The organism is Snodgrassella sp. B3837, assembly GCF_026535955.1.
GTDB lineage: Bacteria > Pseudomonadota > Gammaproteobacteria > Burkholderiales > Neisseriaceae > Snodgrassella > Snodgrassella alvi_E.
Genome location: NZ_JAFNPI010000032.1, coordinates 37,388 through 43,566, shown reverse-complemented (window position 1 = coordinate 43,566; position 6,179 = coordinate 37,388). Strand labels below are relative to the sequence as shown.

Sequence of the window (6,179 nt, the reverse complement as noted above, 5' to 3'; positions counted from 1 at the left end):
CCGGTAATATCAATAATGGTGGTTCCGGTAGCATTACTTTAGATAATGAAGGTAATTCCAGCAGTAATCAGATTAACAATAACGGTACCGGTTTGATTACTATCAATAATAAAGACACTGGTGTAATTGATAGTGCGATTAGTAACTCTTCCACCGGTGCTATTAAGATTGTTAATGATAATGTTCTGGGCGGCACTATTACGAATACTGGGGCTAAAGGGCTTTCTGATACTAATAATATTAATATTATTAATAACAGAAAAATTACCGGCAATATCACTAACCAAGGAACGGGTAGTATTGAGGTTACCAATAGTACTGATGGTGAGCTAGATGGTGATATTTCTAATGAAAGTTCCGGAATGATTTCTCTGATAAACAACGGAAATATTGATAACAAAGCTACAGGAGTCAGCAGCAGTACCGGAAAAATTAACAATTTGAATAACGGCACTTTAAAGATTACCAATAACAATACTATGAGCAGAGCATTTGATAATAATGGTACCGGTACGCTTATAGTAGAAAATAATGGTCAAATGAATGGAAATAAGATTACTAACAATGATGAAGGTACTATAGAAATTCATAATAATCTGAGTGGTCATCTTGATAGCGAAATTACGAATACCAAAAAAGGTAATATCCAAATTACAAACGATGATGTTTTAGGTGGTTTAATAGCTAATTTGGGTGAACGCAAAGGATCAGATGAAAATAATATTGAGATTATCAATAGAAAGACACTAACAAGTACTATCCGTAACGATGCTTCAGGGGCAATCAAAATCAGCAATGAAAGCTCAGGTAATCTCAGCAGTAATATTATTAATAACCGCTCTGGTAAGATCAGTTTTATCAATCAGGGGGTAAGCTCTCCTGCACAGATTACCAACTCTGGAACTGGTGAAGTTTCGGTCATCAATAATCATATACTTCGAACAGATGTAACTAATGATGCAACTAGTTCCGGTTTGATATCATTTAGTAACACCGCTGATTTTGATGGTAATCTTATCAATGCCAATTCTGGTTCAATTATAGGCGTAAACACTGGAAACTTTACCGGTACCACCAGTAATTCAGGTTTTGCCAAAAACGGAAAAATTGATCTTGATAACCAGGGTATTTGGACAAATACCGGCAATTCTGTGCTTACCAATCTGACAAACAGCAAAGGAACGATTAAATTTCCAGAGATTCCTTCAGTAGATGCTGCTGATAAAGATAAATACCATAGCATAACAGTAAAAGGTGACTATACGGGTGGTGGTCAGATGTACGTTAATACGTTCTGGAATAAGGATGGCACCACTTACAGTGACCGTGTAGACATTGCTGGAAATGTAATCGGGAATAAACCGACAACTGTACATACAGCCAATAAAAATGGAATCTATGGTGATGTAACGCAGAAAGAAATACCTATCCATTCTGCTGTCGTTGTACACGTAGACGGACAAACAACAGGAAGTGACTTTACAGGTAAAGCTCCAACTACAAATGCCGGTGAAGCACAGCTTGAAAAAATCAACACCACCCGTGCGGATGGTTCAGCAGGAACAGATTATGCATGGACTTTAAAAGCTAAGGGCAAAACTGCTCCAGACAAACCCAATCCACCTGAAGTATCCATTTATGCAGAACCGGTATCAGGCTATGTACAAATGCCTACAGCAGATATGGAACTAGGCTTTACTACGATCGGTACATTGCATGAACGTCGTAGTGAAAATCAGACTTACAATATCAACGGTACCAATAATACGGCTCTAGGTGAAGACCAACAGCAAACTTGGGCCAGAGTAGTTGTAAAACATCTGGATAAAGATGGTAAGAAACGTTTGGATACTGCCGGAAATCAGTCTGTTCTTCAAATTGGTCACGATTTTATATTGGATGAAAACGATAAAAATGGTACACGCCGACATGTAGGTGGCTATGTAGCTTATGGTCATAATGAAAATGACTTCCGAGATCAATATCGCGCAGAAAACGGTAGAGTTGTAGATGACCACTACAATGGTAAAGGCCGTACGGATGCTGTAAGTGTTGGTGGCTATGGTACATTCTACGGTATTAATGGTGGCTATGTAGATCTTGTAGGCCAGGTAACTTATCTACGTAATAAATATAGTGCACGCTCTAATGAGTCCGAGCATCAAAATGGCTGGGGTGCAGCATTATCCGCTGAAACTGGAAAATCCTTCATTGTTTATGGTAACAACTGGTTTATCGAACCACAGGCTCAGTTGGTTTATCAGTATTTGTCTCTGGATGATTTTAATGACCGTATTCGCCATGTTGATCAGCACGACCCATCTGCATTGCGCGGTCGTGTAGGTATGCGCTTTGGCTATAACGGTGATGTAACGGATAATTTACCACCTTCATCATTCTATGGCGTTGCGAATATCTGGCATGATTTTGTTAATCCAAAATCTGTTGATATTGGCCGCGATAGCTTGAAAGAAGAATATGCTAAAACCTGGGGAGAGCTCGGTTTGGGTATTCAACTGCCAATTACCAAACAGAGTGATTTTTACGGAGATGTACGTTACGAGAAAAACTTCGGTAGCGACAAACGTAAAGGTTTCAAGGGCACAATGGGTTATAAATATACCTGGTTATAAACCTGTAATTGCAAAATTGACAGTATGATGCAATAAGAGGTTCGCAACAGGACAAAACTGCAAAAGGTTTTGTCCTGTTTTTTTAATTTCAGAAAAAATTTTGGCAGAATAGCTTGACCTTACCTACACGTAAAGGTTTAAGCTATTTATTTTTATAGAGGAATTATCATGAACAGACGTGATTTTCTCAGATATTCCACATTATTAGGAGCAGCAGCCGGCCTGCCATGGCCGGCTTTTGCCAAGGGAAATGCAGCCTTACCGAAGCTGATAATCCCGCCTTTGCTGGACACTGCCAAACAAACTAAAATTCAACTTACGGTACAGCAAGGCCAAAGCCAGTTTGGCAAAAATCTGATTACCACATGGGGCTACAATGGTGCTTTACTTGGGCCTGTAATTCGCTTGTACCGAAACAAACCTGTGCAGATTACAGTACATAACCGTCTTAACGAAGCCACTACAGTACACTGGCATGGAATGGAAATATCAGGTATCGCTGATGGTGGGCCACAAGCAAGCATTGAAGCCGGACAAACACGGCAAATCAACCTTACTTCAATACAACAGGCTGCAACCTGCTGGTATCATCCGCATCCGCATATGCATTCTGGAAAACAAGTAGCCATGGGGCTGGCCGGTATGCTTTTGCTAGAAGATGCCAACAGCACCAGCTTGCCATTACCTAAAAACTGGGGAATAGATGATATTCCGCTGATAATTCAGGATAAAAAATTTGATGAGAATGGGCAGATTGATTATCAGCTTAATGTACTAAGTGCTGCTGTGGGCTGGTTTGGCGATACTCTGCTGTGTAATGGGCAGCTGTATCCTCAACATTATGCGCCACGTGGCTGGCTACGACTGCGTCTGCTCAACGGCTGTAACGCCAGAAGCCTGAATCTGGCATGCAGTGATCACCGGCCGATGTATGTTATTGCCAGTGATGGAGGCTTTCTGCCTGAACCGGTAGCAGTGCAGAATCTGTATATGTTGCCGGCTGAACGTTTTGAAGTACTGATTGATACAAGCAACGCACAGGCATTTGACCTACTGACATTGCCAGTAAAGCAAATGGGAATGAATCTAGCTCCTTTTGATCAGCCCTACCCAATTATCCAAATGGCCACCGTATCTACTCGGAACAACGCCACTTTGCCGGAACAGCTTAACAATAAGCTACCTGCCATCCCTTCTGTAGCTCTTCTCACTAATAGACAATTTAAATTGTCTATGGATTCACAGCTGGACACTCTTGGCATGCAGGCTTTACAGCAACTTTCCGGCGACTCATCCATGCATCAAATGCCTGCAAACCACGGAAATATGGCTGTGATGCATCATAATATGCAGGCAAACATGGCTGATTTAGATTTGATGCATGCAAATCGGATTAACGGACAGACTTTTGATATCCACACACCAGCCTTTAAAGCTAACAAAGGACAGTATGAATGCTGGGAAATATCCGGAGTAGGCGATATGATGCTACACCCCTTCCATATACACGGTACTCAATTCAGGATCTTAAGTGAAAACGGTAAAATTCCGCCAGCTCATCGTGCAGGGTGGAAAGATATAGTCAGTGTAGAAGGTGCTGTAAGCAAAGTATTGGTCAAATTCAACAACCCTGCTCCATCTAGTTTTCCCTACATGGCACATTGTCATATACTCGAACATGAGGATACTGGCATGATGCTAAGTTTTACAGTATGAATCAAATAATAAGTTCAAAAAATGGAACAATTTGTACTAGAGTAGAAACGAAAGAACACACAGCTGATAAATATTATTATATCCTCGCTACTCAGTTGCACATACGAGAATAGATTTATTACTGCTGCGATTTTTTCAACAAGGTTTGTTGAATACTCTCGGAAAGCTGCAGGCAATCCGAAACAATTTTTATTTGGTTAGAATAGAAATATCCCTCAAAACAGCAAATTTTGAGGGATAAATAATAAAAAACAGTTATTGTGGTGCACTGGTGCGAATTAGATAATCAAAAGCACTTAAGGCTGCTTTTGCCCCCTCACCGGCAGCAATAATAATTTGTTTATAAGGTACATTAGTGCAATCACCGGCAGCAAAGACACCGGGTACGCTCGTTTTACCATAGCGGTCAATTGCAATTTCATGCATGGGTTCAGTTAACTCAACGGTACCCTGCAAAAAGCTGGTATTGGGCAGCAGACCAATCTGAACAAAAATACCCTCTAAAGCTAAATGATGAGCTGTATTGGTAGTTCTGTCCTGATAATTCAAACCATTAACCTTACCTTCAGCACCGGTAACTTCAGTTGTCTGGGCATTTAAGATAACTTTTACATTGGGCAAACTGTTTAGTTTATGCTGCAAAACTTCATCTGCACGCATTTTATCGGAAAATTCGAGCAAGGTGACGCTCTTCACCACACCAGCCAGATCAATCGCAGCTTCTACTCCAGAATTACCACCGCCTATTACAGCTACATCTTTACCCTTAAATAACGGGCCATCGCAATGCGGACAATAGGTAACACCTTTAGTTCGGTACTCCTGTTCACCCGGTACATTCATCGAACGCCAGTGAGCACCTGTAGAAAGAATTACTGTACGAGATTTCAGCACAGCACCACTTTCGGTATGTACTTCAATCAGGCCACCTTCAGTTTTAGCCGGTACCAGTGCACTGACTTTTTGCAGATTCATAATATCGACATCATAACTGCGGACATGGCTTTCCAGATCACGAGCAAACCGCGGACCATCTGTTGTCAATACCGAAATATAATTTTCAATCTCAAGCGTATCCAGTACCTGCCCACCAAAACGTTCTGCCACTATTCCTGTACGGATACCCTTACGTGCAGCATATACTCCAGCTGCTGCACCCGCTGGTCCGCCACCAACAATCAACACATCAAAGGGTGCCTTGGCATTCAATTCATTTACAACATCACTGGCGGCATTGCTATCCAGTTTAGCTACTATTTCAGCAAGCTCCATCCGCCCCTGACCAAAGGATTCGCCATTCAGAAAAACAGCCGGCACACCCATAATCTGTTTGGCTTCAATTTCATCCTGAAACAGAGCTCCGTCAATTGCTGTATGCGTGATATTCGGATTAAGAATAGTCATCAGATTCAGCGCCTGAATTACATCTGGACAATTATGACATGTAATTGAATAATAAGTTTCAAAGTGATAGTTGCCTTGCAGATTTTTAATCTGCTGCTGCAAAGATTCTGCTTCTTTAGAAGGATGTCCGCCTACCTGTAATAAGGCCAGCACCAGTGAACTAAACTCATGCCCCATCGGGTTACCGGCAAATATCAGTCCGGTATGTGTACCCGGATTGGTAATTTCAAAACTGGGCTTACGTTCAGACTCACCATCAGTGCGTAAGGTAACTTTATCACTAAGTGCTTCAACATCTTGTAACAGTGCCAGCATGTCGCGAGCACCTGCACTTTCATCCAGAGTTGCTATGATTTCAACCGGTCTGGTTACATATTCTAAATAAGCTTTTAATTGGCTTTTCAGGGTGTCGTCTAACATATTACT

At 41.4% G+C, this 6,179-nt stretch carries 3 protein-coding genes; 2 read left to right on the top strand and 1 reads right to left on the bottom strand.

The window, feature by feature from the left end:
* Positions 1-2,633 (top strand): autotransporter outer membrane beta-barrel domain-containing protein (locus J3U67_RS08905; RefSeq protein ID WP_267404812.1); only part of this gene is annotated, 2,633 nt, incomplete at its 5' end.
* A 168-nt stretch (positions 2,634-2,801) separates the two neighbouring features.
* A complete protein-coding gene (cueO, locus tag J3U67_RS08900) occupies positions 2,802-4,349 on the top strand; it encodes a multicopper oxidase CueO (RefSeq protein WP_267404810.1) in 1,548 nt (515 codons plus the stop codon).
* Between the two features lie 255 nt (positions 4,350-4,604).
* Here the strand turns inward: cueO and ahpF are convergent, their stop codons facing one another.
* Positions 4,605-6,173, bottom strand: coding sequence for an alkyl hydroperoxide reductase subunit F (gene ahpF / locus J3U67_RS08895; protein ID WP_267404808.1), 1,569 nt, complete (start codon positions 6,171-6,173; stop codon positions 4,605-4,607).
* Between the last annotated feature and the right edge of the window lie 6 nt (positions 6,174-6,179).